At 73.4% G+C, this 23,450-nt stretch carries 23 protein-coding genes; 3 read left to right on the forward strand and 20 right to left on the reverse strand.

Going from position 1 to position 23,450, the window contains the following annotated elements; genetic code table 11:
- Window positions 1–21 precede the first annotated feature (21 nt).
- From FHX31_RS19075 to pyrR, 14 genes are all read right to left on the reverse strand, one after another.
- A complete protein-coding gene (locus tag FHX31_RS19075; RefSeq protein WP_184976931.1) occupies window positions 22–2,079 on the reverse strand; it encodes a primosomal protein N' in 2,058 nt (685 codons plus the stop codon).
- Window positions 2,080–2,138: 59 nt separating this feature from the next.
- Window positions 2,139–3,329: a methionine adenosyltransferase gene (gene metK / locus FHX31_RS19080; protein ID WP_013285519.1), complete on the reverse strand. Its 1,191-nt coding sequence runs from the start codon at window positions 3,327–3,329 to the stop codon at window positions 2,139–2,141.
- Between the two features lie 97 nt (window positions 3,330–3,426).
- A complete protein-coding gene (coaBC, locus tag FHX31_RS19085) occupies window positions 3,427–4,635 on the reverse strand; it encodes a bifunctional phosphopantothenoylcysteine decarboxylase/phosphopantothenate--cysteine ligase CoaBC (RefSeq protein ID WP_184976932.1) in 1,209 nt (402 codons plus the stop codon).
- Window positions 4,636–4,649: 14 nt separating this feature from the next.
- Window positions 4,650–4,916 (reverse strand): DNA-directed RNA polymerase subunit omega, encoded by a 267-nt coding sequence (gene rpoZ / locus FHX31_RS19090; RefSeq protein ID WP_013285517.1) that lies wholly within the window; start codon window positions 4,914–4,916, stop codon window positions 4,650–4,652.
- A 3-nt stretch (window positions 4,917–4,919) separates the two neighbouring features.
- On the reverse strand, window positions 4,920–5,471 hold the full coding sequence (locus tag FHX31_RS19095) for a nucleoside/nucleotide kinase family protein (RefSeq protein ID WP_013285516.1): 552 nt from the start codon (window positions 5,469–5,471) through the stop codon (window positions 4,920–4,922).
- 25 nt (window positions 5,472–5,496) lie between these two features.
- The gene (gene mihF, locus FHX31_RS19100) at window positions 5,497–5,814 is read right to left on the reverse strand and encodes an integration host factor, actinobacterial type (protein ID WP_013285515.1); all 318 of its coding nucleotides are present in this window, start codon (window positions 5,812–5,814) and stop codon (window positions 5,497–5,499) included.
- Window positions 5,815–5,989: 175 nt separating this feature from the next.
- Window positions 5,990–6,829 carry an orotidine-5'-phosphate decarboxylase gene (gene pyrF / locus FHX31_RS19105; RefSeq protein ID WP_184976933.1) on the reverse strand — a complete coding sequence of 280 codons (840 nt, stop codon included), beginning with the start codon at window positions 6,827–6,829 and terminating at the stop codon, window positions 5,990–5,992.
- An 85-nt stretch (window positions 6,830–6,914) separates the two neighbouring features.
- Window positions 6,915–8,189: an adenosylmethionine--8-amino-7-oxononanoate transaminase gene (locus tag FHX31_RS19110; RefSeq protein WP_184976934.1), complete on the reverse strand. Its 1,275-nt coding sequence runs from the start codon at window positions 8,187–8,189 to the stop codon at window positions 6,915–6,917.
- Window positions 8,190–8,291: 102 nt separating this feature from the next.
- Entirely contained in the window at window positions 8,292–9,299 is a 1,008-nt protein-coding gene (locus tag FHX31_RS19115; protein WP_013285512.1) for a quinone-dependent dihydroorotate dehydrogenase, read from the reverse strand.
- Between the two features lie 130 nt (window positions 9,300–9,429).
- Window positions 9,430–12,777: a carbamoyl-phosphate synthase large subunit gene (carB, locus tag FHX31_RS19120; protein WP_184976935.1), complete on the reverse strand. Its 3,348-nt coding sequence runs from the start codon at window positions 12,775–12,777 to the stop codon at window positions 9,430–9,432.
- Window positions 12,770–13,942 (reverse strand): glutamine-hydrolyzing carbamoyl-phosphate synthase small subunit, encoded by a 1,173-nt coding sequence (gene carA, locus FHX31_RS19125; protein ID WP_030271042.1) that lies wholly within the window; start codon window positions 13,940–13,942, stop codon window positions 12,770–12,772. Before carA ends, carB begins: the two co-directional genes overlap by 8 nt.
- Window positions 13,943–14,003: 61 nt before the next feature.
- Window positions 14,004–15,281: a dihydroorotase gene (locus FHX31_RS19130; RefSeq protein WP_184976936.1), complete on the reverse strand. Its 1,278-nt coding sequence runs from the start codon at window positions 15,279–15,281 to the stop codon at window positions 14,004–14,006.
- Entirely contained in the window at window positions 15,278–16,204 is a 927-nt protein-coding gene (locus tag FHX31_RS19135; protein ID WP_013285507.1) for an aspartate carbamoyltransferase catalytic subunit, read from the reverse strand. Before FHX31_RS19135 ends, FHX31_RS19130 begins: the two co-directional genes overlap by 4 nt.
- Before the next feature lie 58 nt (window positions 16,205–16,262).
- Window positions 16,263–16,844 carry a bifunctional pyr operon transcriptional regulator/uracil phosphoribosyltransferase PyrR gene (pyrR, locus tag FHX31_RS19140; protein WP_013285506.1) on the reverse strand — a complete coding sequence of 194 codons (582 nt, stop codon included), beginning with the start codon at window positions 16,842–16,844 and terminating at the stop codon, window positions 16,263–16,265.
- Between the two features lie 286 nt (window positions 16,845–17,130).
- Here pyrR and bldD point away from each other — a divergent pair, with 286 nt between their 5' ends.
- Window positions 17,131–17,619, forward strand: coding sequence for a transcriptional regulator BldD (gene bldD / locus FHX31_RS19145; RefSeq protein WP_013285505.1), 489 nt, complete (start codon window positions 17,131–17,133; stop codon window positions 17,617–17,619).
- Between the two features lie 62 nt (window positions 17,620–17,681).
- On the opposite strand, the gene nusB is transcribed toward bldD, so the two are convergent.
- The 4 genes from nusB to aroB all read right to left on the reverse strand — a co-directional run bounded on the left by nusB (window position 17,682) and on the right by aroB (window position 20,273).
- Window positions 17,682–18,092, reverse strand: coding sequence for a transcription antitermination factor NusB (nusB, locus tag FHX31_RS19150; protein ID WP_174361785.1), 411 nt, complete (start codon window positions 18,090–18,092; stop codon window positions 17,682–17,684).
- Window positions 18,093–18,115: 23 nt separating this feature from the next.
- Window positions 18,116–18,673 (reverse strand): elongation factor P, encoded by a 558-nt coding sequence (gene efp / locus FHX31_RS19155; RefSeq protein ID WP_013285503.1) that lies wholly within the window; start codon window positions 18,671–18,673, stop codon window positions 18,116–18,118.
- Window positions 18,674–18,759: 86 nt separating this feature from the next.
- On the reverse strand, window positions 18,760–19,200 hold the full coding sequence (aroQ, locus tag FHX31_RS19160) for a type II 3-dehydroquinate dehydratase (protein WP_013285502.1): 441 nt from the start codon (window positions 19,198–19,200) through the stop codon (window positions 18,760–18,762).
- The gene (gene aroB, locus FHX31_RS19165) at window positions 19,197–20,273 is read right to left on the reverse strand and encodes a 3-dehydroquinate synthase (RefSeq protein WP_013474895.1); all 1,077 of its coding nucleotides are present in this window, start codon (window positions 20,271–20,273) and stop codon (window positions 19,197–19,199) included. Before aroB ends, aroQ begins: the two co-directional genes overlap by 4 nt.
- A 92-nt stretch (window positions 20,274–20,365) precedes the next feature.
- Here aroB and FHX31_RS19170 point away from each other — a divergent pair, with 92 nt between their 5' ends.
- Window positions 20,366–20,908: a DUF2243 domain-containing protein gene (locus FHX31_RS19170; RefSeq protein WP_013474894.1), complete on the forward strand. Its 543-nt coding sequence runs from the start codon at window positions 20,366–20,368 to the stop codon at window positions 20,906–20,908.
- Window positions 20,905–21,708, forward strand: a complete 804-nt coding sequence (locus tag FHX31_RS19175) for a cytochrome c oxidase assembly protein (RefSeq protein WP_184976937.1) — start codon at window positions 20,905–20,907, stop codon at window positions 21,706–21,708. The genes FHX31_RS19170 and FHX31_RS19175 overlap by 4 nt, the downstream gene beginning before the upstream one ends.
- Here FHX31_RS19175 and FHX31_RS19180 read toward each other — a convergent pair.
- Together FHX31_RS19180 and aroC are read right to left on the reverse strand one after the other, a co-directional pair.
- Window positions 21,698–22,207: a shikimate kinase gene (locus FHX31_RS19180; protein WP_013474892.1), complete on the reverse strand. Its 510-nt coding sequence runs from the start codon at window positions 22,205–22,207 to the stop codon at window positions 21,698–21,700. The genes FHX31_RS19175 and FHX31_RS19180 overlap by 11 nt on opposite strands.
- Complete coding sequence (gene aroC, locus FHX31_RS19185) at window positions 22,204–23,382, reverse strand: chorismate synthase (protein WP_013285497.1); 1,179 nt, start codon at window positions 23,380–23,382, stop codon at window positions 22,204–22,206. Before aroC ends, FHX31_RS19180 begins: the two co-directional genes overlap by 4 nt.
- Window positions 23,383–23,450: the final 68 nt, after the last annotated feature.

The following is a 23,450-nucleotide window of genomic DNA, read 5'->3' on the forward strand; positions in this document are numbered from 1 at the left end:
CTGTCACGCGATCGCGTCCGATCAGAACAGGGTGAGCGGATCGACCTGGAGCCGTACCGGGTCGGCCGCCTTGCGGGCGCTGCGCTGCCCGGCGGCGGCGTGCAGCGCCTCGGCCATCGCTGCGGCCCGGGACCGGGGCACGCGTACCAGCATCCGCTCCCGGCCCTCGTCGGCCGGCACCGGGCCGAGCACCTCGGCGTCGCCCGGCAGCCGGGCGCCGGCGAGCAGGTCGGCCACCGCCTCGGCCGCGCCGGTGACGCTCGCCATCCGGACCGCCGGCGGGAAGCCCAGCTCGCGCCGCTCGGCCAGTTCCCGGGCCGCGAACCAGGCGGAGTCCCAGCGCAGCAGCGCCTGCACCGGGGCCAGCGCGCCGTCCGCGACCACCACCACCCGGCCACCTGCCGTACCGGGCCGGGCCAGCGCGGCGGCGGCCATCCAGCGCCGCAGCGCCTCCTCGCCGGCCCGCAGGTCGGCCCGGGTCAGCAGCGCCCACGAGTCCAGCAGCAGCACCGCGCCGTACCCGCCCTCCGCGACCGGCTCCGCGCCCGGGGTGGCGATCACCAGCCCGGCGCCGCCCGGCACCGTCGCCAGCACCTCCTCCCGCCCCGAGGTCCGCACCGGCACGCCGGGGAACGCCCGGCCCAGCTCCTCGGCGGTCCGCCGGGCACCGGTCACCGAGGCGCGCAGCCGCCGCCCGCCGCACTCCGGGCAGGCGTACGCGGCGGCCACCCGCCCGCACCAGCGGCAGGCGGGCGTGCCCTGCGCCGACGGCAGCGCGAGCGGCCCGGCGCAGTGCGGGCAGCGGGCCGGGGCGCGGCAGTCGGCACAGGCCACCGACGGCACGTAACCCCGGCGCGGCACCTGCACCAGCACCGGCAGGTCCGCGCGCAGCGCGTCCCGGGCGGTGGTCCAGGCCAGGCTCGGCAGCCGTGCCGAGGCCGCGCCGGGATCGCGGGCCAGTTGCGGGTCGTCGCCGGTGGGCGCCATGGCCGGGGTACGCGCGCGCACCACCGCCCGGTCGGCCACCACCTCGCGCGCCCAGCCGGTCTCCACCAGCAACTGCGCCTCGGCGGTACGGGCGTAGCCGCCGACCACCGCGGCGATGTCGCCGAGCTGCGCCCGGGTGAGCAGCACGTCCCGGGCGTGCGGGTAGGGCGCCCGCGGTTCGGCGTGCAGGTCGTCGCCGTCGTCCCAGATCGCCACCAGGCCGAGCCGCCGCACCGGGGCGAACATCGCCGCCCGGGTGCCGATCACCACGTCCACCCCGCCCGTCCGGGCGGTGAGGAAGGCCCGGTAGCGGCGGGCCGGACCGTCGGCGGCGGCGAGCCGGACGTGGCGTCCCGCGCCGAGCACCGCGGTCAGAGCGGCGTCGAGCCGGTCCAGGTCACGGGCGTCGGCCACCACGACCACGGCACCACGGCCACCGGCCACCGTGGCGGCGACCGCGTCGGCGTACCGGTCGGCCCAGTCCTCCCCCGGCAACGCCGACCAGACCGCGCGGGCGGGCCGGCCGTCGGTGAGCGCGCGCAGCAGCGCCGGCCCGGCCGGGTAGTCCCGCCAGCCGCGCGGATCCACCTCCGCCCGGCCACCCGGCCGGGCCCCCGCGTCGGCGGCCTCGGACGGTACGCCCCCGGGCGCGGTGCCGTCGGCGGTGGCGGTGCCGTCGGCAGGGCTGCGGTCAGGTTCGGTGCCGTCGGCGGGGCTGCCGTCAGGTTCGGTGCCGCCGGGCGCGGGCTCGTCGGTGGGTGGCGTGTACGTCGTGACGGCCTTCTCGGCGCGGGCGTGCCGGGGCGGCACCGCCAGCCGGAGCACGTCGGCGAGGCTGCCGGCGTACCTGTCGGCGACCGCGCGGGCCAGCCGGGCCACCTCCGGGGACAGCACCGGCACCGGGGAGACGACCTTCTCCAGGTACGCGAGCTTCGGGTGCTCGGACGACTCGGCGCGCTCCAGCAGCCAGCCGTCGACGAGCTGCCCGGCGAACCGCACCTTCACCCGCACCCCGGGCCGGGCGTCGGCGTCGAGCGCCTCCGGCACCAGGTAGTCGAACGGGCGGTCGAGGTGGGGCAGCGGCACGTCCACGCAGACGCGCGCGACCGGCGACCCCTGCGCGGGTCGCCGGTCGCGGCGCGTGGTGGCGGTCAGGCTCCCGCGGCCGACTTGAGGTCGGCGGCCCGGTCGGTGCCCTCCCAGGTCAGCTCCGGCAGCTCCCGGCCGAAGTGGCCGTACGCGGCGGTCTGCTGGTAGATCGGGCGCAGCAGGTGCAGGTCCCGGATGATGGCGGCCGGACGCAGGTCGAACACCTCGGCCACGGCCTTCTCGATCGAGGCGACCGGCACGGTCTCGGTGCCGAACGTCTCGATGAACAGGCTCACCGGGTGCGCCTTGCCGATCGCGTACGCGACCTGCGCCTCGCACCGCTCGGCCAGCCCGGCGGCCACAACGTTCTTGGCCACCCAGCGCATCGCGTACGCGGCCGACCGGTCGACCTTCGACGGGTCCTTGCCGGAGAACGCGCCGCCGCCGTGCCGGGCGTACCCGCCGTACGTGTCCACGATGATCTTCCGGCCGGTCAGGCCGGCGTCACCCATCGGGCCGCCGATCTCGAACCGCCCGGTCGGGTTGACCAGCAGCCGGTAGCCCTCGGTCTCCAGGCCGAGGCCCTCCAGCTCCGGGGCGATGACGTGGTCCCGGATGTCCGGGGTGAGCAGCGACTCCAGCGAGATGTCCGCCGCGTGCTGGCTGGACACGACGACGGTGTCGAGCCGGACCGGGCGCAGCCCGTCGTACTCGATGGTGACCTGCGTCTTGCCGTCCGGCCGCAGGTACGGGATCGTGCCGTCCTTGCGGACCGCGGCGAGCCGCCGGGCCAGCCGGTGCGCCAGCGCGATCGGCAGCGGCATCAGCTCGGGCGTCTCGGAGCAGGCGAAGCCGAACATCATGCCCTGGTCGCCGGCACCCTGCGCGTCCAGCGCGCTCTCCGACCCACCGGTACGCAGCTCGAAGGCGTTGTCGACGCCCTGGGCGATGTCCGGCGACTGGGCGCCGATGGACACGCTGACGCCGCAGGAAGCGCCGTCGAAGCCCTTCTTCGACGAGTCGTAGCCGATGCCGAGGATGGTCTCGCGGACGATGGTGGGGATGTCGGCGTACGCCTTGGTGGTCACCTCGCCGGCCACGTGCACCTGACCGGTGGTGATCAACGTCTCCACCGCGACCCGGCTGTGCGGGTCCTGGGCGAGCAGCGCGTCGAGAATGCCGTCACTGATCTGGTCGGCGATCTTGTCCGGGTGGCCCTCCGTGACCGATTCGGACGTGAAGAGACGTGTCACGGCACTCCTAAGCATGTGAAGACTTTTAAAGGTCGCTCGGCGGCAGTTTAGTCATCATCGTTCCGCCGCGACGCGATGAACGCGGGTCGACCAACCGTCAGGAACGCGACGGCAGCCGCTGACAGACGAGGTCCCAGACGGCGTCGGCCAGGGCCTCCTTGGGCTGCTCGGGCAGCCGGTGCACGGCGCCGTCGGCGCCGATCACGGTGGCCGCGTTGGTGTCGGCGCCGAAGACCTTGTCCACGCCGACCTCGTTGACCACGATCATGTCGGCCCCCTTGCGGGCCAGCTTGGCCCGGCCGTTGGCCTCCGCGTCGTCGGTCTCCGCGGCGAAGATCACCAGCACCTGCCCGGGCCGGCGACGCCGCCCCAGCTCGACGGCGATGTCCGGGTTGGTGACCAGCTCGATGGTCGGCGCGACACCGTCGTCGGACTTCTTGATCTTCCCGGTGGCGTAGCTGGCCGGCCGGAAGTCAGCGGGCGCGGCGGCCATCACCACGGCGTCCGCGTCGGCGGCCGCCGCCAGCGTGGCGTCGCGCAGCTCCTCGGTGGTGCCCACCCGGACCAGGTCCGCCCCGGCCGGGTCGGGCAGCGCCACGTTGGCCGCGACGAGCGTGACCCGGGCGCCCCGGGCCACGGCGGCGCGGGCGAACGCGTACCCCTGCTTGCCGGACGACCGGTTGCCCAGGAACCGGACCGGGTCCAGCGGCTCGCGGGTGCCCCCGGCGGTGACCACCACGTGCCGGCCGGCCAGATCGGCCTCGGCCTCGACGCCGCGGGCCAGGGCCCGGCGGGCCACCGCGAAGATCTCCGCCGGGTCGGGCAGGCGGCCCTTGCCGGTGTCCCGCCCGGTGAGCCGGCCCACGGCCGGCTCGATCACGCGGACGCCCCGCGAGCGCAGCGTGGCCACGTTCGCGACGGTCGCCGGGTGCTCCCACATCTCGGTGTGCATGGCCGGGGCCAGCAGCACCGGGCAGCGGGCGGTCAGCAGCGTGTTGGTGAGCAGGTCGTCGGCGAGCCCGTGGGCGGCCTTGGCGAGCAGGTCGGCAGTGGCCGGTGCGACCACGACCAGGTCGGCGTGCTGCCCGAGCCGCACGTGCGGCACCTCGTGCACGTCGGACCAGACGTCGTCGGCGACCGGCCGGCCGGACAGGGCCGCCCAGGTCGGCGCCCCGACGAAGCGGAGCGCCGAGGCGGTCGGCACCACCCGGACCCGGTGACCCGACTCGGTGAAGAGCCGGAGCAGCTCACACGCCTTGTAGGCGGCGATGCCGCCGCCGACCCCGAGGACGATCTCGGCGGGCATCGGCGCTGGCGGGGTTACGGCTGGTCGGTCGGCTCGGCGGTGAGCAGGCCCGCGTTGATCTCGCGCATGGCGATGGAGAGCGGCTTCTCCTGCGGGGTGGTCTCCACCAGCGGGCCGACGTACTCCAGGAGGCCCTCACCGAGCTGGCTGTAGTAGGCGTTGACCTGACGGGCGCGCTTGGCGGCGAAGATGACCAGCGCGTACTTCGAGGTGGTCTTCTCGAGCAGCTCGTCGATCGGCGGGTTGGTGATGCCCTCGGGGTTGGTGGCGATGGATCCCACGAATTAAACCTCTGCGTCTCGTGCGCCGCCCGCGGGCGGTCGGGCCGGAGCCAGGAAGGACGAACCGAGCAATCCTACCAGCTCCGCCGCGGCGCGCTCGGTGTGGTCGTGTGCCACGGCATGGGCGAAGAGGGCCGCGACGTCCGGGTCGGCCCGGTACGCCGGGGGCGCGAGCAGCACCAGCCGGGCGCCGGGCGCCGCCGCCCGTACCGCCAGCGCGCCGGCCAGGTCCAGCGGCAGCAGCACCGGCCGTCCCTCCGCGAGCCGCGCCCGCACCTCGGCCCGGGGCACCCCCCGGCGGTACGGCCCGATCCGGCACCACTCCAGCAGCTCCCCGGCGGCGATCAGCCGGTCGAAGCCGGGCGCGTCGAGGAAGACGCGGTCGACGCCGTCACGCTCGTCCGGACGGGGTGGGCGGGTGGTGGCGACCACCGGCACGCAGACAGACGCAAGGCGCGCCCGGACCGCCTCGACGACACTGCTCCGGCCGGCCCCGGAGGGACCGGACAGGACAGTGAGCCGAGCCGCCGAGCGCGCCTCGTCATCCGTGCTCACCGCTTGTTTCTACACGGCGGGCCGTTCAGTTGGCGGCGAACTCTCCGAGCAGAGCCTTGCGCTGCTGCTCGCCGAGGCCGCGCAGGCGACGGCTGTCCGCGATCTTGAGCTTCTCCATGATCTGGGTGGCCCGGATCTTGCCGATGCCCGGCATCGCCTGGAGCACGGCCGAAACCTTCAGCTTGCCCACGACGTCGTCGGACTCGGCCCGCTCGAGGACGGTGGCGAGGGTGGTCTTGCCCTGCTTGAGCTGCTCCTTCAGCTCAGCGCGGGCCTTGCGGATCTCCGCGGCCTTCTCCAGCGCGGCAGCGCGCTGCTCGGGGGTCAGTGACGGGAGCGGCACCAGTTCTCCTCAGGTCCCTAGTACGGCGGGCTGAGCGCCCCACCGCATCTGTGAAACGTGGTGTCGCTGGCAACCAAAGGGGTCCGTGGTTCCCAGCGCGGGGAAAACTAGCGGTCAACGGAGATTTCGGCAACGTGGACGCGCGATGATCAACCCAAAGTGACCGAGCCGTCAGTCAGTCCGCCGTGCCCAGGGCGGCCCGGCAGTCGGCCAGCACCCGCTCGGTGGCGGCCCGCAGGCCGGTCGGGTCGGGGCCCGCGCCGAGCACCTCCCGGGAGTACGACGGCAGCACCCACGGCAGCGCGGCGCCGAACACGGTACGCAACCCGGCGGGCGTTCCGCCCTGCGCGCCCAGCCCCGGCGCGAGCAGCGGACCGTTGACCGAGTCCAGATCGTGACCCGTCTCACCGACTGTCGCGCCGACCACCAGACCGAAGCTGCCGAGTGGCTCCGCACCGCGGTTGAGCTGGGAAATCTCGTCGATCACGGTCTGCGCGACGGTGCGCCCGTCGGCGCCCACGGCGCGCTGCACGGAGGCACCCTCCGGGTTGGAGGTGAGCGCCAGGACGAAGACCCCGCCACCGTGCTCGGCGGCGGTGGAGAACATCGGGGCGAGCGAACCTACTCCCAGGTAGGGGCTCGCGGTGACCGCGTCGACATACAGAGGGCTGGATGGATCGAGGTACGCCGAGGCGTACGCGGCGACGGTAGAGCCGATGTCACCTCGCTTGACGTCGAGCAGAGTGAGCGCTCCCAAATCTCGCAACTGTCGGATAGTTGACTCAAGCACGCCGACGCCCCGGGCGCCGAAGCGCTCGAAGAACGCCGACTGCGGCTTGACCACGGCGACCCGGTCACCGATCGCCTCCACCACGGTGGCGCAGAACCGCTCCAGGCCCGCCACGTCGTCGGACAGGCCCCACGCGGTCAGCAACCCGGGGTGCGGGTCGATCCCCACGCAGAGCGGCCCTCGTTCCGCCACGGCCCGGTGCAGACGGGCGCCGAACGTCTCCATGCGTCTCTCCCTCTCCCGGCGGCTCCGGGCCGCCTGGCGTGTCCGGCGACGGGCCTCCCGTCGCGCCCTGTCGAACCGGCCGGGCTCAGCCGGCCTTGACCGCCGCGGCCACTCCGGCCGCGATCCGCGCCACGTCCGCGGCGTCGCAGACGTACGGCGGCATCGTGTAGACGAGATCCCGGAACGGGCGCAGCCACACCCCCTCGGCCACCGCGGCGGCGGTCGCCCGGGGCAGGTCCACCTCGTGGTCGAGCTGCACCACCCCGATCGCGCCGAGCACGCGTACGTCGGCCACACCGGGCGCGTCCCGCAACGGCGCCAGGCCGGCCCGCAGGCCCTCGGCGATGCCCGTCACCCGTCCCGCCCAGTCCCCGGCCCGCAGGAGGTCCAGGGAGGCGTTGGCGACGGCGCAGGCGAGCGGGTTGCCCATGAACGTCGGCCCGTGCGCCAGCACCCCGCCGGCGGAGATGGCCCGCGCCACCTCGGGCGTGCACAGCGCCGCGGCGAGCGTCAGGTACCCGCCGGTGAGCGCCTTGCCGACGCAGAGCACGTCCGGGGTGACGCCGGCGTGCTCGGCGGCGAACATCCGGCCGGTCCGGCCGAAGCCGGTGGCGATCTCGTCGAACACCAGCAGGATGCCGTGCCGCCGGGTCACCTCGCGCAGCACGCGCAGATAGTGCGGGTGGTGGAACCGCATCCCCCCGGCGCCCTGGACGACCGGCTCGACGATCACCGCGGCCAGCTCGTCGGCGTGCCGCTCCACCGCCTCCACCAGCGCCGCCTCGTACGCCGGGTCCGGCGCCGCGTCGAAGCCGGGCGGCGGCACCGGCGCGAACACCTGCCGGGGCAGCACGTCGCCCCAGAGGTGGTGCATGCCACCCTCCGGGTCGCAGACGCTCATCGGGTGGAACGTGTCGCCGTGGTAGCCGCCCCGCCAGGTGCCCAGCCGGCGTCGCTGCGGGCGTCCCAGCGCCCGCTGGTACTGCAGGCACATCTTCACCGCCACCTCGACGCTCACCGAGCCGGAGTCGGCCAGGAAGACGTGTTCCAGGCCGTCCGGGGTCAGCTCGACGAGCGTGCGCGCCAGCCGTACGGCGGGCTCGTGGGTGAGCCCGCCGAACATGACGTGGCTCATCCGCCCGAGCTGGTCGGTCACCGCGGCGTCGAGCACCGGGTGCCGGTAGCCGTGGATCGCCGCCCACCACGACGACATCCCGTCGACCAGCTCCCGCCCGTCCGCGAGCCGCAGCCGCACCCCCGCGGCGCTGTCGACCACGTAGGGCGCGCCGGCGCCGGGCATCGGGGCGTACGGGTGCCACACGTGCCGCCGGTCGGCTTCCAGGATCTCCTCGGGCGTCACGTCTCCTCCTTCGACCCTCTCCCCCGCGATCTTGCAGTTGCCGCCCCGGCAGCGCCCGGAATGGGGCGGTGCGCCGGGGCCGGAACTGCAAGATCGCGCGGGTCAGGTTCGGGTTGTGATGGCTCGGGTGAGGGCGGGGCCCCGGTAGATGAAGCCGGTGTAGAGCTGGAGCAGGGAGGCGCCGGCGTCGAACATGCGTGTGGCGTCGTCGGGGTGCAGGATGCCGCCCACGCCGATCACCGGCAGCCGGCCGCCGGTCTCCCGGTGCACGAAGGCGACCATCTCCCGGGCCCGGGCGGTCAGCGGCCGGCCGGACAGCCCGCCGGCCTCGGCGGCGCGCTCCCGGTCGGCCGGGGCGAGCCCGTCTCGGGCGAGTGTGGTGTTGGTGGCGATGACCCCGGCCGCGCCCCGGTCGAGGCACACCTCCAGCAGCTCGGCCACGGCCGGCTCGGTCAGGTCCGGGGCGATCTTCACCAGCACCGGCTTCTCCCCCACCAGCGCGGCGAGCAACGCGTCCAGATGGGACCGGTCCTGAAGCGACCGCAGCCCGGGGGTGTTCGGTGAGGACACGTTCACCGCGAAGTAGTCGCCGTGATCCTTGAGCGCCCGGTACGAGGCGAGGTAGTCCTCGACCGCCTCGTCCAGCGGGGTCACCTTGGACTTGCCGAGCGAGATGCCCAGCGGCACGCCGAGCGGGCGCGGCAACGCGGCCAGCCGGTCCGCCAGCGCCTCGGCACCGGCGTTGTTGAAGCCCATCCGGTTGATCACGGCTTCGCTGTCGCGCAGCCGGAACAGCCGGGGCCGGGGGTTGCCCGGCTGGGCGTGCGCGGTCACGGTGCCGACCTCGACGAAGCCGAAGCCCAGCGCCGGCCAGGCCGGCAGCGCGAGTCCGTTCTTGTCCATCCCGGCCGCCAGCCCGACCGGGTTGGGGAAGCGCACCCCGAACACGGTGCGCGGCGCCGACCGGAAGTACGCCGCCCGCAGCGCGGCGAGGACCGCCGGCTGCCGGGACACCGCGGCCAGCCGCGCCAGCGTCCACTCGTGCGCCCCCTCCGCGTCCCCGCCCGCGAGCGAGAACAGCCGGGGCCGCACCACCTTCTCGAAGATCACGCCCCGGCCCCCCGCCCGGCTCCCCCGGCCCGCCCGGCCCGCCCGGTTTCCCGGTCGATCATGAGGTTGACGGCGATGTGGATCTCCAAATCCGCCGCCAACCTCATGATCGGCGCGTCGAGGCGCGGGGTCACTCGCCCGCCCGGAGGGCGGCGTGGAGATCCTGCAGCGGGCGGACCTTCAGGTCGCCCCGGATGCGGGCCTCGATGCCCATGACGGCGGCTGCGGCGCCGGGAACGGTGGTGACGCACGGGATGTCCACGCTCACCGCCGCGCTGCGGATCTCGTACCCGTCGGAACGGGCGCTCGCCCCGGAACCCTGTGGCGTGTTCACCACCAGCGCCACGTCCCCGCCGAGGATCAGCGAGACCGCGTCCGCGCCCTCACCCGACTCGTAGTGCTTGCGGATCTGCTCGCAGGCGATGCCGTGCCGGCGCAGCACCTCGGCCGTGCCGGTGGTGGCCACGATCTCGAAGCCCAGGTCGGCCAGGCGCTTGATCGGGAAGATCATGCCGCGCTTGTCCCGGTTGGCGACCGAGACGAAGATCTTCCCGGCGGTCGGCAGCGACCCGTACGCGGCGGCCTGCGACTTGGCGAACGCCTGGCCGAAGCCGGTGTCGATGCCCATCACCTCGCCGGTGGACTTCATCTCCGGGCCGAGCAGCACGTCGATGCCCTTGCCGGACGGGGTGCGGAACCGCTTGAACGGCAGCACCGCCTCCTTGACCGCGATCGGCGCGTCGGCCGGCATGGTGCCGCCGTCGCCGGTGGGCGGCAGCATCCCCTCGGCGCGCAGCTGCGCGACGGTGGCGCCGAGCGCGATCCGGGCCGCCGCCTTCGCCAGCGGCACCGCCGTGGCCTTCGAGACGAACGGTACGGTCCGGGAGGCGCGCGGATTGGCCTCCAGCACGTAGAGCATGTCGCCCTGCAGCGCGTACTGGACGTTGAGCAGGCCGCGCACCCCGACGCCGCGGGCGATCTGCTCGGTGTAGTGCCGCACCTGGGCCAGGTGCGAGCCGGCCAGGGTGATCGGCGGCAGCGCGCAGGACGAGTCGCCGGAGTGGATGCCGGCCTCCTCGATGTGCTCCATCACGCCGCCCAGGTAGACGTCGCCGTCGGCGTCCACGAGCGCGTCCACGTCGATCTCGATGGCGTCGTCCAGGAACCGGTCCACCAGCACCGGCCGGTCCGGCGAGATGGCGGTGGCCCGGCCGATGTAGTCGCGCAGCGTGGCGTCGTCGTACACGATCTCCATGCCGCGCCCGCCGAGCACGTACGAGGGGCGGACCAGCACCGGGTACCCGATCTCGTCGGCGATCGCCTTCGCCTCGTCGTACGAGGTGGCCATGCCGTGCGCGGGCGCGCGCAGCCCGGCCCGGGCCAGCACCGCGCCGAACGCGCCACGCTCCTCGGCCAGGTGGATCGACTCCGGGGAGGTGCCGACGATCGGCACCCCGGCGTTCTTGAGCCGCTGCGCCAGGCCCAGCGGGGTCTGCCCGCCGAGCTGCACGATCACCCCGATGACGCCGGGGCCGCCCGCCTCCTTGCCGGAGGAGTCCTCGGCGTGCCAGACCTCCAGCACGTCCTCGAACGTCAGCGGCTCGAAGTAGAGCCGGTCGGCGGTGTCGTAGTCGGTGGAGACGGTCTCCGGGTTGCAGTTGACCATGACGGTCTCGTAGTCCACGGCCCGGAGGGCCTGGACGGCGTGCACACACGAGTAGTCGAACTCGATGCCCTGCCCGATCCGGTTCGGCCCGGAGCCCAGGATGAGCACCTTCGGCCGGGCCGAGGGCGCCACCTCGGTCTCCGAGTCGTACGTCGAGTAGTGGTACGGCGTGGTCGCCTCGAACTCGGCCGCGCAGGTGTCCACCGTCTTGTAGACCGGCCGGACGCCGAGCCGGTGCCGCAGAGTGCGGACGCCGTCCTCGGCGGCCAGCTCGGGACGCAGCGCGGCGAGCTGCCGGTCGGACAGGCCGGCCCGCTTGGCCCGGCGCAGCAGATCGGCGTCGAGCACCGGCGCGTCCACGATCTCGGCGCGCAGCTCGACCAGCGAGGCGATCTGGTCCAGGAACCACGGGTCCATGCCGCCGGACGCCTCGGACACCTCGGCGATCGACGCGCCGAGGCGCAGCGCCCGCTCGACCGTGTAGAGCCGGCCGTCGTGCGGCGTGCGCAGCGCCGCGAGGGTGTTCTCCTTCGTCGCGCCCTCCGGGTCCGGAGTGGTCCAGAAACCGGATGATTTGGTCTCCATCGAGCGCATCGCCTTGTTCAGCGCCTCGGTGAAGTTGCGGCCCAGGCTCATCGCCTCGCCCACCGACTTCATCGTGGTGGTCAGCTCCGGGTCGGCGCCGGGGAACTTCTCGAACGCGAACCGGGGGATCTTCACCACCACGTAGTCGAGCGTCGGCTCGAACGCCGCGGGCGTCTTCAGCGTGATGTCGTTCGGGATCTCGTCGAGCGTGTAGCCGATGGCGAGCTTCGCGGCGATCTTCGCGATCGGGAAGCCGGTGGCCTTCGACGCCAGCGCCGAGGAACGCGACACCCGCGGGTTCATCTCGATCACGACGATCCGGCCGTCGGCCGGGTTCACCGCGAACTGGATGTTGCAGCCGCCGGTGTCCACACCGACCTCGCGCAGCACCGCGATGCCGAGGTCACGCAGCCGCTGGTACTCCCGGTCGGTGAGCGTCATCGACGGCGCGACGGTGACGCTGTCGCCGGTGTGCACACCCATCGGGTCGACGTTCTCGATCGAGCAGACCACCACCACGTTGTCGTGGCGGTCGCGCATCAGTTCGAGCTCGTACTCCTTCCAGCCGAGCACGCTCTCCTCGATGAGCACCTCGTGCACCGGGCTGGCCGCCAGGCCGGAACCGGCGATGCGCTCCAGGTCCTCGTCGGTGTGCGCCATGCCGGAACCGAGGCCGCCCATGGTGAACGACGGCCGGATGACCACCGGCAGGCCCAGGTCGGCGACCGTCTCGCGGACCTCGTCCATCGAGTGGCAGACCCGCGAGCGCGGCACCAGCGCGGACGGATCGTCCAGGCCCAGCCGTACGCCGGCCTTCGCGACGATCTCCTTGAACAGCTGCCGGTCCTCGCCCCGGTTGATCGCCTCGATGTTCGCGCCGATCAGCTCGACGCCGTACTTCTCCAGCACGCCCGCCTCGTGCAGCGCGACAGCGGTGTTCAGCGCGGTCTGCCCGCCGAGCGTCGGCAGCAGCGCGTCCGGGCGCTCCTTGGCGATGACCAGCTCGACGAACTCCGGGGTGATCGGCTCGACGTACGTGGCGTCGGCGAACTCCGGATCCGTCATGATCGTCGCCGGGTTGGAGTTGACCAGGCTGACCCGGATCCCCTCGCTGCGCAGCACGCGGCAGGCCTGGGTGCCGGAGTAGTCGAACTCGCAGGCCTGTCCGATCACGATCGGCCCGGAGCCGATCACCAGGACGTGCTTGAGGTCGGTCCGCTTAGGCATTCTTTCCGCCTTCACTGTGGTTCCGGTCGAAGCCACGGCCTTCGATCAACTCGGCGAAACGGTCGAAGAGGTAGTCCGCGTCGTGCGGGCCGGCCGCCGCCTCCGGGTGGTACTGGACGGTGAAGGCGGGCACGTCCACGGCCCGCAGCCCCTCGACCACGTTGTCATTGAGGCAGACGTGTGACACCTGGACACCGCCGAACTCGGTCTGGATCACCTGATCCGGCACCACGGCGCCGTCCCCGGCGCCCGGCACCTGCACCGCGAAGCCGTGGTTGTGGCTGGTCACCTCGACCTTGCCGGTGGCCCGGTCGAGCACCGGCTGGTTGATGCCGCGGTGGCCGTACCCGAGCTTGTAGGTGCCGAAGCCGAGCGCCCGGCCGAGGATCTGGCTGCCGAAGCAGATCCCGAACAGCGGGATCCGCCGGGTCAGCACCTCCCGGGCCAGCGCCACCGGGCCGTCGGCGGTCGCCGGGTCGCCCGGGCCGGGTGAGAAGAAGACCGCGTCCGCGCCGGTGGCTAGCAGGTCCTCGATGGTCGACCCGGCGGGCAGGACGTGGGTGGTGACGCCGCGGGCGGCGAGCCGGCGCGGCACGTTGCGCTTGATGCCCAGGTCCACAGCCGCCACCGTGAACCGGTGCTCGCCCTGTGCCTCGACGACGTACGGCTTGGCGGTGGTCACCTCGTCGGACAGGTTCGCGCCGACCATCTGCGGCGAGCGGCGGACCCGCTCCAGCAGGGCGGCCGGGTCGTCCTCGACGCTGGAGATGCCGACCCGCATCGCGCCGCGCTCGCGCAGGTGCCGGGTCAGCGCCCGGGTGTCCACGCCGCTGATGCCGACGACGCCCTCGGCGGCGAGCCGGTCCTCCAGGCCGCCGCCGGCCCGCCAGTTGGAGCTGATCCGGGCCGGGTCGCGCACCACGTACCCGGCCACCCAGATCCGGTCGGACTCGTCGTCCTCGCTGTTGACGCCGGTGTTGCCGATGTGCGGCGCGGTCTGCACCACCACCTGCCGGTGGTAGGAGGGGTCGGTGAGCGTCTCCTGGTAGCCGGTCATGCCGGTGTTGAAGACGGCCTCGCCGAAGGTCTCCCCGACGCTGCCGTACGCCTCGCCGTGGAACGTGCGCCCGTCCTCCAGGACGAGGATCGCCGATCTACGCTTCACCATTACCGGGCCCGCCTTTCGTTCGCGACTGCGGGACTCCGCTCCGCTGCGTTCCTCGCGCTCACTTGACAGCCTTTCCGTCCAGGACCGTCGGCTCGCCGCGCAGGAAGGTCGCCACGATGCGACCCGGCAGCGTCATGCGGGCGTACGGGGTGTTGCGACTGCGACTGGCCAGCTCCGCCGGTTCGACGACGCGCCGGGCGGCCGGGTCGACCAGGGTCAGGTTGGCCGGTACGCCGGGCGCCGGGTCGAGGCCGTGCCCGGCCAGCCCGGCGATCCGGGCCGGCGTGCGGGACATCCGCTCGGCGATCAGGTCCCAGCGGGGGCCGAACACGTCGAGCGCGATTGGCAGCGCCGTCTCCAGGCCGAGCATGCCCGGCCGGGCGTACGCCCACTCGCACTCCTTGTCCTCCACGGCGTGCGGCGCGTGGTCGGTGGCGATGATGTCGATCACGCCCTCAGCCAGCGCCTCCCGCAGCGCGGCGATGTCGGTGGCGGTGCGCAGCGGCGGGTTGACCTTGAAGACCGGGTCGTAGCTCTCCGCTTTCTCGTCGGTCAGCAGCAGGTGATGCGGCGTCACCTCGGCGGTGACCCGTACCCCGCGCGCCTTGGCCTGACGCAGCACCTCGACGCTGCCGGCGGTGGAGACGTGGCAGACGTGCAGCCGGCTGCCGACGTGCTCGGCCAGCAGCACGTCCCGGGCGATGATCGCCTCCTCGGCGACGGCCGGCCAGCCGGTCAGGCCGAGGCGGGTGGACACCTCGCCCTCGTGCATCTGCGCGCCCTCGGTCAGCCGGGGCTCCTCGGCGTGCTGGGCGATCACGCCGTCGAACGCCTTGACGTACTCCAGCGCCCGGCGCATCAGCCTCGGGTCGGACACGCAGTGCCCGTCGTCGGAGAAGATCCGCACCCCGGCGGCCGAGTCGGCCATCGCGCCCAGCTCGGCCAGGCGCTCGCCGGCCAGCCCGACGGTGACCGCGCCGATCGGCTGCACGTCGACCAGGCCGGCCTCCCGGCCGAGCCGCCAGACCTGCTCCACCACGCCCGCGGTGTCGGCCACCGGGGAGGTGTTCGCCATCGCGCACACCGCCGTGTAGCCGCCGAGTGCCGCCGCCCGGGAACCGGACTCGACCGTCTCGGCGTCCTCCCGGCCGGGCTCGCGCAGGTGGGTGTGCAGGTCGACCAGGCCGGGCAGCGCGACCAGGCCGGTCGCGTCGATGACTGTGGCGTCGTCCGCGGCGAGCCCGCGGCCCGTCCCGGCCACCACGCCGTCGCGGATGAGCAGGTCGGTCGGCTCGCCGCCGACGATGCTGACGCCTGTGATGAGGTACGCGGTCACCGGTTGTTCCCTCCGAGCAGCAGGTAGAGCACGGCCATCCGCACGGAGACCCCGTTGGCGACCTGTTCGACGATGGTGGAGCGGGGCGAGTCGGCCACCTCGGGCGTGATCTCCATGCCCCGGTTCATCGGGCCGGGGTGCATGACGATCGCGTGCTCGGGCAGCCGGCGCATGCGCGGCCCGTCGAGCCCGTAGCGTCGGGCGTACTCGCGGGCCGACGGGAAGTAGGAGTCACCCATCCGCTCGCGCTGCACCCGCAGCATCATCACCACGTCCACATCTGGGAGAACGGCGTCGAGGTCGTAACAGACGTCGGTGCCGGTGGCCAGGGCGGCGGCGATGTCGACCGGGATGAGGGTGGGCGGGCCGACCAGTGTCACCTTCGCGCCGAGGGTGGACAGCAGCAGCACGTTGGAGCGGGCCACCCGGGAGTGCAGCACGTCGCCGACGATCGCCACGTGCAGGCCGTCGAGGCGGCCCAGCCGGGACCGCATCGTGTACGCGTCGAGCAGCGCCTGGGTGGGGTGCTCGTGGGTGCCGTCACCGGCGTTGACCACCGATCCGTCCACCCACTCGGCGAGCCGGTGCGGCGCGCCGGAGGCGGGGTGCCGGACGACGACCGCGTCCGCGCCCATCGCCTGGAGCGTGAGCGCGGTGTCCTTCAGGCTCTCCCCCTTGGCCACGCTGGAGCCCTTGGCGGAGAAGTTGATCACGTCGGCGCTGAGCCGCTTGGCGGCCGCCTCGAACGAGATCCGGGTGCGGGTGGAGTCCTCGTAGAAGAGGTTGACCACGGTGCGCCCGCGCAGCGCGGGCAGCTTCTTGACCTCGCGGCCGGCCACCGTCGCCATCTCCGCGGCGGTGTCCAGGACCAGGGTGGCGGTGCCGGCGTCCAGATCGGCGCCGGAGAGCAGGTGCCGGATCATGCGTGTCGCCGCCTTTCGTTCGCGACTGCGGGGCTCCGCTTCGCTGCGCTCCTCGCGCTCACAGTGAGCCTCCGTACAGCCGTACCTCGTCACTGCCGTCGGTCTCGGCGAGGGTGACCTTGACGTTCTCGGCCAGCGCGGTGGGGATGTTCTTGCCGACGTAGTCGGCGCGGATCGGCAGCTGGCGGTGGCCGCGGTCGACAAGGACCGCGAGCTGCACGGACGCCGGCCGGCCGACGTCGCTGAGCGCGTCCAGCGCGGCCCGCACGGTGCGGCCGGAGAACAGCACGTCGTCGACGAGGATCACCCGCTTGCCGTCGATCCCGCCGGGCGGCAGGTCGGTCGGGCCGACCGCGCGGGTGGCGTGCCGGCGCAGGTCGTCGCGGTAGAGCGTGATGTCGAGCACGCCGACCGGGACTGTGACGTCCTCGAAGGTGCTGATCCGGGCCGCGAGGCGGTGGGCGAGCGGCACGCCCCGGGTGGGGATGCCGAGCAGCACGGTGTCGGCGGCGCCCTGGGTCTTCTCCAGGATCTGGTGGGCGATGCGGTCGACCACCCGCGACACGTCCGCTGCGGCGAGGATCACCTTCACCGAGGGTTGTCGCGGCGGCGACGAGTGGGCAGCCGGTGGGTAGGCCACGGCGGACCTCCTTCCCCGCCTCACGGGACGGGTCGTTAAAGGACGTCTGGTCTGCTCCGGCAGGCCCGCGCGGGGCCCGGACCGGGGCTTCACGCCACGTTACCAGCGGTCACCGGGCTGCCCGCCGCCGGTCCTGACCTGCTGGTCAGCCCGGAGAAATGGGGACAAGCCACACGTGGGTGCCGGACCCGGTGGACGGCAACACTTGACCACATGTCGCAATCCCCGTACCGTCACGCTCCGTAGCGATAGCTCGGGGAACCCGAACAGCACTGGGAGTGTCCGAATGCCCTCTGAATACGCCAAGTCGCTGGGCGCCCGCCTGCGCTCCATCCGCCAGCAGCAGGGCCTGTCCCTGCAGGGGGTGGAGGAGAAGTCGAACGGGCGGTGGAAGGCCGTGGTGGTCGGCTCGTACGAGCGCGGCGACCGCGCCGTCACCGTGTCCCGCCTGGCGGAGCTGGCCGACTTCTACCGCGTTCCCGTCTCGGAGCTGCTGCCCGACGGCAGCGGGGTGCGTCACGAGCCCACCAGCAAGATCGTCCTGGACCTGGAGCGGCTCTACGACGAGGCCTCCGAGGACCTCGCGTACGTGGCCCGCTACGCGCGCGCCATCCAGCAGCAGCGCGGCGACTACAACGGCCGGGTGCTCTCGATCCGCGCCGACGACCTGCGCGCCCTCGCGATCGTCTACGACGCCTCGCCGTCGGGCCTGATCGAGCGGCTGACCGAGCACGGCGTGCTGGTCGCCGACCCGCGGGCGTTCTTCGCGTCCTGACATCCCCCGTACGACGAAAGGGCCCGTGCCGGTCGGCACGGGCCCTTCGTCGTTGCGGCGCGTCAGCGCGTGGCGTACTCGGCGATCCGGCCGAGGATGCCGTTGAGGAAGCGGGGCGAGTCGTCGGTCGACATCTGCCGGGCCAGCTCCACGGCCTCGCTGATCGCCACCGCGTCGTCGATCTCGTCGACGTAGAGCAGCTCGTACACGGCGATCCGGGCCAGGTTGCGGTCGACCACCGGCATGCGCTCCAGCGTCCACCCCTCGGCGTAGCTGGCGATCGTCTCGTCGATCCGGTCGAGGTGCGCCGCCACGCCCTCGACCAGCCCGACCGCGTAGCCGAGGTGGTCGGGGCGCGGCTGCTCGATCCGTTCCAGGTAACCGGCGAGCACCTCGACCGGCGGGCGGTCCCGCAGGTCGGCCTCGAAGAGCACGTCCAGCGCCCGCTTGCGCGCCTTGCGGCGCGCCGGCATCTGCTGCTTGGGGCCCTCGGCCATCAGGCTCGGCCGAGGTAACGGCCGTCGCGGGTGTCGACCTTGATCTTCTCACCGGTGGTGATGAACAGCGGCACCTGCACGGTCGCGCCGGTCTCGACGGTGGCCGGCTTGTTGCCGCCGGTCGAGCGGTCGCCCTGCAGGCCCGGCTCGGTGTAGGTGACCTCGAGCACGACCGAGGTCGGCAGCTCGATGTACAGCGGCACGCTCTCGTGGGTGGCGACGGTCGCCTCGGCCTCGGGGAGGAGGTAGTTGGCGGCCTCGCCGACGGTGCCGCCGGGGACGGTGATCTGGTCGAACGTCTCCAGATCCATGAAGACGTAGTCCTCGCCGTCGGCGTACAGGTACTGCATGGTGCGCTTGTCCACGGTCGCGGTCTCGACCTTGGTGCCCGCGTTGAAGGTCTTGTCGACCACCTTGCCGGACAGCACGTTCTTCAGCGTGGTGCGCACGAAGGCACCACCCTTACCGGGCTTGACGTGCTGGAACTCGACGACGGCCCACAGCTCGCCGTCCAGGTTGAGTACCAGGCCGTTCTTCAGGTCGTTGGTGGTGGCCATTTCCTGCCTTGATCATCAATTGGCGGACAGACCGGCCAAGTCTACTCGCTCTGTCGAATCGGACTCGCGCCACGGAACGGTCCGGCTCAGGCTCCTGCGGCGAGCCGGGCGGCCAGGTGGTGCAGCGCCAGCCGGTAGCCGTCCACGCCCAGGCCGCAGATCACGCCGGTGGCCACCGCGGAGACCACCGAGTGGTGCCGGAACTCCTCCCGGGCGTGGATGTTGGAGATGTGCACCTCGACCAGGGGGCCGCGCAGCATGGCGCAGGCGTCCCGGACCGCGATCGAGTAGTGCGACCAGGCCGCGGGGTTCAGCACCACCGCCGCCGCCTCGTCGGCCGCCTCGTGCAGCCAGGCGAGCATCTCGTGCTCGGCGTCGGTCTGCCGGACCACCACGTCCAGGCCCAGCTCCCGGCCGTGCCGTTCACAGTCGGCCACGAGCTGGGCGTAGCTGGTCACCCCGTACACGTCGACCTGGCGGGTGCCGAGCCGGCCCAGGTTCGGCCCGTTGAGCACGTACACCCTCACGAGCTGATCTCCGCGTACGCGGCGGCGAGCAGGTCGTCCGGCAGCGCCTCCATGATCGCCGGGCGGGCGAGCCCGTCGAGCACCACGAACCGCAGCCGGCTGCCCCGGGCCTTCTTGTCCACCCGCATCGCGGCGAGCAGCTCCGGCCAGGCGTCGGCCCGGTAGCCGGTGGGCAGGTCGAGCGCGGCCAGCACCCGGCGGTGCCGCTCGGCGTCGGCCGCGTCGAGCCGGCCGGCGAGCCGGGCCAGCGTGGCGGCGTACACCAGGCCGACCGCCACCGCGTGACCGTGCCGCCAGCGGTAGCCCTCAACCTTCTCGATCGCGTGCGCCAGCGTGTGCCCGTAGTTGAGCACCTCGCGTACCCCGGATTCGCGCAGGTCCCCGGCGACCACGCCGGCCTTCACGCGGACCGCGCGTTCGACCAGTTCCCGCAGCACCGGCCCGGCCGGGTCCAGCGCGGCGGCCGGGTCGTCCTCGACCAGGTCGAGGATGACCGGGTCGGCGATCAAACCGCACTTGACCACCTCGGCCATCCCGGCGGCCAGGTCGGCCGGGGGCAGGCTGTCCAGAGTCGCCAGGTCGGCCAGCACGCCGGCCGGCGGGTGGAACGCGCCGACCAGGTTCTTGCCGGCGGCGGTGTTGATGCCGGTCTTGCCGCCCACTGCGGCGTCGACCATGCCGAGCAGCGACGTGGCGACCGGCACCCAGCGCACGCCGCGCAGCCAGGTGGCAGCGACGAACCCGGCCAGGTCGGTGACCGCGCCGCCGCCCACCCCGACCACCGCGTCGGTACGGGTGAACCCGGCGTCGCCGAGCCGGTCCCAGCAGGCCGCCGCCACGTCGACGTGCTTGCCCGCCTCCGCGTCCGGCACCTCGATCAGCAGCGGCGTCACGCCGCCCTCGCGGACACCGTCGGCGAGCCTGTCGGCGAGTGCCTTGAGCGGCGGCGCGTGCAGGAAGGCCACCCGCTCGGCGCCCGGCAGCAGCCGGGGCGGCGGGTTCAGCAGGTCACGTCCCACGAGCACGTCGTACGGCCGCTCGCCGCCGACCGGGATCCGGGTCACCTCGTCCATCGCGGGCAGCCTAGTCCAGCGCGCCGCCCCCGCGCGGCGACTGTCCACTCCCTGGGTGTTTGCCCGGCCGCACCGCGGGTAGGGCGGCCGGAATGAGCGAGACGAGGGCACACGCGACCCGGCCGGAGTCCGCGACGAGCATCCGGCTGCCCGCCACGATCCTCGGCGTCGGGCTGGGCGGCTTCGTCGACGGCATCGTCCTGCACCAGGTCCTCCAGTGGCACCACATGCTCAGCAGCACCGGCAGCGACCGGATCGGCGTGCGTGAGTACCCGGTGGACACCGTGCCCGGGTTGCAGATGAACACGCTCTGGGACGGCCTGTTCCACGTGGTCACCTGGGTGGCGGTGCTGACCGGTCTGGCCCTCCTCTACTCCCGGGTCACCCACTCGCGGGGCCGGCTGTGGCGCTCGCCGATGCTGTGGGGCTGGGCGCTGATCGGCTGGGGCCTGTTCAACCTGGTCGAGGGCATCGTCGACCACCACCTGCTCGGCATCCACCACGTCCGCGGCGGGCCGAACCAGCTCTGGTGGGACCTCGGGTTCCTCGCCCTCGGCGTGGTGCTGATCGCTGTGGGCTGGGCGATCCAGCGCCGGGCCCGCGCGGTGGACCTCTGCCTGCCGGAGCGCCGGTGACAGTGGCCCACGCCGGGCACGTCGACGGTGGCTTCCCGGTGACCGCGCTGATCCCGGTGGCGCTGTTCTGGGCGTACCTGGCCGCCGCGCTGCGGCTGCGCGACCCGGGCCGGCCGGGCTGGCCGCACGCCCGCACCGCGAGCTTCGGTCTGGGCGCGCTGCTGCTGGTGACCGGGCTGCTGTGGCCGGCCGGCGACTTCGTCGGGCACATGTGGCAGCACCTGCTGATCGGCATGCTCGCGCCGCTGGCGCTGGTGCTCGGCGCACCGGTCACGCTGCTGCTGCGCACGCTGGACCGGCGTACCGGCCGGGCCCTGGTCCACCTGCTGCGGCATCCGGTCGCGCGGGTGCTCGGCCACCCGGTGACCGGCCTGCTGCTCACCGCGGGCGGGCTCTGGCTGCTCTACCTCACCCCGCTGTACCGGGCCACCCTGGACAGCCCGGCCCTGCACACGCTGGTGAACCTGCACTTCCTGCTGAGCGGCTGCCTGTTCGCCTGGTCGATCGCCGGGCCGGACCCGGGACCGCACCGCCCGCGCGTACCGGTGCGGCTGGTGGTGATCGGCGTCGGGGTGGCCGCGCACGCCACCATCGCCCAGTTGCTCTACGCCGGGCTGTTCGTGGACGTGCCGGCCACCGCCGCCGAGCTGCGGGCCGGGGCCACGCTCATGTACTACCTGGGCGACCTGGCCGAGATCGCGCTGGCGCTGGCGTTGCTCGCCACCTGGCGGCCCGAACCGGCCCGGCGCCGCCGCGCCGCCCGGTCCGCGCCGACGCGGGCGGCGCAGGTCAGGGTTTGAGCAGGGCGGCGATCTCCTCGGCCAGCTCCTGCGGGGTACGGCCGTCGGTGACCACAGTCGCGGTCGCCACCTCGGCGTAGAGCGGGCGGCGCTGGTCCATCAGGTGCTTGAGCGTGGCGCGCGGGTTCAGCGCGAGCAGCGGCCGCCCGGCGCCCAGACCGACCCGCTTGACCGCGTCGGGCAGCTCCACCGACAGGTGCACCACCGTGTGGCCGATCAGCGCGGCCCGGTTCTCCTCGGCCAGGACCGCGCCGCCGCCGACCGCGAGCACGCCCGCGTGCGACGCGAGCGCCGCCGCCACGGCGGCCCGTTCGAGGGTACGGAAGTGCTCCTCGCCCTCGTCCACGAAGATCTCCGGGATGGGCTTGCCGGCGAGGTTCTCGATGTCGGCGTCGGTGTCCCGGAAGTCGACGCCGAGCGCCTCGGCGAGCGCCGTGCCGACAGTGGTCTTGCCGGAGCCGGGCGCCCCGACCAGCACGCAGACCGGCCGGGTGCTCATTTGATCACCAGGCTGTCGAGGTAACCGTTGAGGTTGCGGCGCATTTCGGCAATCGAGTCGCCGCCGAACTTCTCCACCGCCGCCTCGGCCAGCACCAGCGCGACCATCGCCTCGGCCACCACCGCAGCGGCCGGGACCGCGCACACGTCGGAGCGCTGGTTGATCGCGGTGGCCGGCTCGCCGGTGGTCACGTCGATGGTGGCGAGCGCCCGGTTCAGCGACGAGATCGGCTTCATGGCCGCCTTCACCCGCAGCGGCTCACCCGTGGTGATGCCGCCCTCCAGGCCACCGGCCCGGTCGGTGATCCGCCGCACCCCGGTGGCGGTGGGCACGATCTCGTCGTGCGCCTCCGATCCGCGCGAGCGGGCCTGCTGCCAGCCGTCGCCGATCTCCACGCCCTTGATCGCCTGGATCGACATGAGCGCGGTCGCGAGGCGGGCGTCGAGCTTGCGGTCCCACTGCACGTGGCTGCCCAGGCCCGGCGGCACCCCGTACGCGAGCACCTCGACCACGCCGCCGAGCGTGTCGGCGGCCTTCTTCGCGGCGTCGACCTCGGCGACCATCCGGGCGCTTGCCTCGGCGTCGAGGCAGCGCAGCGGGTCGGCGTCGATGCGCGCGGCGTCCTCCGGCGTGGGGCGCAGCCCCGGCTTGACCGCCACCGGGCCCAGCTCGACCACGTGGGAGACGATCTCGACGCCGAGCGCCTGGCGTACGAGCGCCTTGGCGACGGTGCCCACCGCGACCCGGGCGGCGGTCTCCCGGGCGCTGGCGCGCTCCAAGATCGGCCGGGCGTCGGTGTGCCCGTACTTCTGCATGCCGGCCAGGTCGGCGTGACCCGGGCGGGGACGGGTCAGCGGCGCGTTGCGGGCCTGGCTCGCCAGCTCCTCCGGGTCGACCGGGTCGGCGGCCATCACTGTGCGCCACTTGGGCCACTCGGAGTTGCCGACCCGGATCGCCACCGGGCTGCCGAGCGTCACCCCGTGCCGGAGCCCGCCGATGATCTCGACCTCGTCCTGCTCGAACGACATCCGGGCGCCCCGGCCGTAGCCGAGCCGGCGCCGGGCCAGTTCGCCGGAGATCTCCCCGGTGGTCACCTCGATGCCGGCGGGTACGCCCTCCAGCATCGCGACGAGGGCGGGTCCGTGCGATTCACCTGCAGTCAGCCAGCGCAACACGACGGTCAGTCTGTCACGCCCGGTGGTCACCGGCGTACGCCGCCCGCCGCGTCCCGCCAACCGGACAG

This window comes from Micromonospora sp. CNZ286 (genome assembly GCF_014207755.1).

What these genes read in the sequence shown, in the direction of transcription:
- FHX31_RS19135 (WP_013285507.1), bottom strand. Translation starts at nt 16,204, where the DNA reads ATGATCCGGCACCTGCTCTCCGGCGCCGATCTGGACGCCGGCACCGCC.
- nusB (WP_174361785.1), bottom strand. Translation starts at nt 18,092, where the DNA reads ATGCCGGCGCGCCGCAAGGCGCGCAAGCGGGCGCTGGACGTGCTCTTC.
- aroB (WP_013474895.1), bottom strand. Translation starts at nt 20,273, where the DNA reads ATGGACGAGGTGACCCGGATCCCGGTCGGCGGCGAGCGGCCGTACGAC.
- bldD (WP_013285505.1), top strand. Translation starts at nt 17,131, where the DNA reads ATGCCCTCTGAATACGCCAAGTCGCTGGGCGCCCGCCTGCGCTCCATC.
- pyrF (WP_184976933.1), bottom strand. Translation starts at nt 6,829, where the DNA reads ATGGAGACGTTCGGCGCCCGTCTGCACCGGGCCGTGGCGGAACGAGGG.
- FHX31_RS19180 (WP_013474892.1), bottom strand. Translation starts at nt 22,207, where the DNA reads ATGAGCACCCGGCCGGTCTGCGTGCTGGTCGGGGCGCCCGGCTCCGGC.
- carB (WP_184976935.1), bottom strand. Translation starts at nt 12,777, where the DNA reads ATGCCTAAGCGGACCGACCTCAAGCACGTCCTGGTGATCGGCTCCGGG.
- efp (WP_013285503.1), bottom strand. Translation starts at nt 18,673, where the DNA reads ATGGCCACCACCAACGACCTGAAGAACGGCCTGGTACTCAACCTGGAC.
- coaBC (WP_184976932.1), bottom strand. Translation starts at nt 4,635, where the DNA reads ATGCCCGCCGAGATCGTCCTCGGGGTCGGCGGCGGCATCGCCGCCTAC.
- FHX31_RS19170 (WP_013474894.1), top strand. Translation starts at nt 20,366, where the DNA reads ATGAGCGAGACGAGGGCACACGCGACCCGGCCGGAGTCCGCGACGAGC.